The following is a 2,827-nucleotide window of genomic DNA, read 5'->3' on the forward strand; positions in this document are numbered from 1 at the left end:
TAACATCAATTAGCTGGGCCGCCTCTTCGTAACTTAATTCTCGATTCTTCTCAATTGCAACTAGACCAGCCATAAGCGGCTCTAGCTTCTTTATAATCCGGCTCACTCTTGATTCGTCAATGTTAAACATAAAGCCTATCTGCATCATTGTGCTATAAGTGCGAAGGTACATTAGACTTCTTTCGAAACTCGCTCAATTAAGAGCAAATGCGAGGAGTATACAAAGCACAGAGCCGCAGCGTACATGAAGTACGTGAGGACTTGCGCATCGACAGCGTCACCACAGTTGCCATCAGGAGTAGAGTTAGGAAAGAGGTCTATTAAATCTTTTAGCCGCTTTCTCTATGCTCTCTTTACTATCACGGATCTCTCTACGGATTGCCTCCGTTGTTCTGGCATTCGCGTGTAATATTTGTCCCATAAGATTTTTCTCCATAAATTATTCTCTTCATAATATACACCATTATTCTCTGGGATCGAACACCTAGATTGTATAGCGTCAAATTTAGAACGATTTAAAAGAGGCATGATACCAACCAATAGATCTTATATCGAACATGCGCTAAAAAACATATTGCAAAATATAGCGCAGGACTGCAATGACAAAGCGTTAGCTATGCTGGATAAAACCATCATACATATCACTCATCATTTAGATTATAAGATAACGCAACAGGCGCTCTTATCAGATCAAAAGATTGCTAGAGTACAAGAGGCATTTAACCCACAGCATGCCAAAACGATTGGCGTGAAGATGATGCTAGAGTGTATGAGAAATAAGTTGGAAATTCAAAACACCGAAAATGGTATAACCTCTAATAACCTTCAACTAAATGCCTTAGTAGATAGTATATTAGATAAGAACAAAGTCACAAGTAAAGCGATAGAGCAAAGCCTGCATGATGACTTGAACATATTCGCTAATAAAGCCGGCATTAATAGCAAGAAGCGCATCAGGCAAATAGTTGCTGATGTAGTGAAGCTTTATGTAGATTCTGTGCAATATTATCTAAATCTTTACTTCAGTCAAGAAACACAAGAAAATGATGTGCGGAATATTAGAATTGATGAGATAGTAAATTTAGATAGCATCTAGGTTAATAATATTTATATTATAATAAATATTATTGGATTGCGCGCGATTAGTTGCTGGCATAAAATGAAAGGGTAAAAAGCAGCAAAGATTGAGCATAGCAAATGATTTATATCATAGCTGGAGAGCATTCCGGTGATTTTATAGGTAGCCGTATTATAAGTAATATGCAAGATCAGCAGTTTTACGGTGTTGGTGGTGAGTTGATGCGCAAACATCATTTCACTCCGCTGTTTGATATTAAGCAAATTAATTTAATAGGCTTTCTAGAAATATTGCCAAGTCTACTGCGCATAATAAAGCTGCAAAAATTAGTGGTGCGGGATATCCTTGTTAAGCAACCCTCGCTACTAATAACCATAGACTCTCCTGGTTTTACCTATCCTATAGCCAAGCGCATCAAAGCTCTCGCCCCACACATCAAGCTCTTGCACATTGTAGCCCCCTCGGTATGGGCTTATAAGCCAAAAAGAGCTATTAAATATGCAAAGATATATCATCATTTACTTGCCCTCTTGCCCTTTGAACCGGCCTTGTTTACTAAACATGGTTTAGCAACTTCTTTTGTGGGGTATATAGGGTTAGAGCAGTATATGGATTGCAAGATGCGCAATGACGATGATGTAGTCACCACTAACCAAGCCATCGCGCCAACTAGCACAACCCAGATTTGTTTAACTTGCGGTAGTAGAAGGAGGGAGATTGCTACTTTAGCTCCAATCTTTATCAATAGTCTTAATATATTAGCCAAAAATGGCGCATCGCTGCGCGCACTATTTGTTATAGTTAAGGCTGAAGATCAAGATCAAATCCTAGCTATTCTAAACTCTCATCTATTATTATTTTCTTATCATTTCTGCTATATGCACCAGCAGGTAGTGGAGCAAAGCTCAGTTGCTTTATGTAAATCTGGCACGAACACAATGCAAATTGCTTGCAAGGCAATACCAATGGTAATTTGCTATAAACCACATTTTCTGAGTTATTGGTTGTTAAAGTGCGTGATGCATATAAGGTTCGCTTGCCTCATCAACATCATTGCCAATCAAGAAATTTGGCCAGAGCTTATAGGGCCAAACTGTACGGCGAAAAATATCGCGCAGGCTCTGCAATCTATTCTCGCCAACTCTAGAATGCAAACTAAAATTGACAAAACTCAAGAAATATTACGTAGTGTAGGTCACCACTGGCCAAAGCCACCTTCAAAAATAGCATCTGAATTGATATACCGCATTTTGCAATTCTAATAGAATTGATGTAATAGACTTCTTTTGCAACTGAAGTTAGTAACTTTTAATATAATCCATTGACTTATGCGGTGCGTCTAATCTATTTCTTTGCATCAGAGCACGTTTCTTAAAAATTATAAGAGTAATCTAAAGAAATGTTATAGTAATTGAGGTTGAATTAGGTATTTTAAATAATTTAGATGCTTGGTCATAACTATTCCCAGCTTCTAAATATTCTACTACTTCTTCTCTTAAATCATTGCTATAGCTTTTTGTCATTTTTCCCTTAGTACCGAACACATAGTTGCTTAAGCTTTGAATTTAAAGGATTGTTAGACATAGATCTGAGGAAAAAATCAAAAATTTCGATGAATTTTGATTGCGTTAATATTTTTCTTAAAAAAGTAAGTCCATATGAAAATATAGAAAATAACCTACGATTATGATTTTTAATTTTAATTGGTTTTACTAAATTTTTTATTACCCCAAATTTTACGGTAAATAC

General features: G+C 36.6%; 4 protein-coding genes and 1 pseudogene. 2 read left to right on the plus strand and 3 right to left on the minus strand.

The window, feature by feature from the left end:
• The coding region (locus tag Sarmat_RS07495) for a helix-turn-helix domain-containing protein (RefSeq protein WP_207187048.1) at window positions 1–172 on the minus strand (172 nt) is incomplete at its 3' end.
• A gap of 147 nt (window positions 173–319) precedes the next feature.
• A pseudogene (locus Sarmat_RS06995) lies at window positions 320–421 on the minus strand (IS481 family transposase); the annotation flags it as partial.
• Between the two features lie 105 nt (window positions 422–526).
• On the opposite strand from Sarmat_RS06995, the gene Sarmat_RS06365 reads away from it, so the two are divergent.
• Both Sarmat_RS06365 and lpxB read left to right on the plus strand, forming a co-directional pair.
• The gene (locus tag Sarmat_RS06365; RefSeq protein ID WP_202149927.1) at window positions 527–1,096 is read left to right on the plus strand and encodes a hypothetical protein; all 570 of its coding nucleotides are present in this window, start codon (window positions 527–529) and stop codon (window positions 1,094–1,096) included.
• Between the two features lie 101 nt (window positions 1,097–1,197).
• Window positions 1,198–2,340, plus strand: coding sequence for a lipid-A-disaccharide synthase (gene lpxB, locus Sarmat_RS06370; RefSeq protein ID WP_202149928.1), 1,143 nt, complete (start codon window positions 1,198–1,200; stop codon window positions 2,338–2,340).
• Window positions 2,341–2,469: 129 nt separating this feature from the next.
• On the opposite strand, the gene Sarmat_RS06375 is transcribed toward lpxB, so the two are convergent.
• Window positions 2,470–2,601, minus strand: coding sequence for an IS630 transposase-related protein (locus Sarmat_RS06375; protein WP_202149929.1), 132 nt, complete (start codon window positions 2,599–2,601; stop codon window positions 2,470–2,472).
• Window positions 2,602–2,827: the final 226 nt, after the last annotated feature.

Source organism: Candidatus Sarmatiella mevalonica (genome assembly GCF_016751895.1).
GTDB classification, from domain to species: Bacteria; Pseudomonadota; Alphaproteobacteria; order Rickettsiales; family Rickettsiaceae; genus Sarmatiella; species Sarmatiella mevalonica.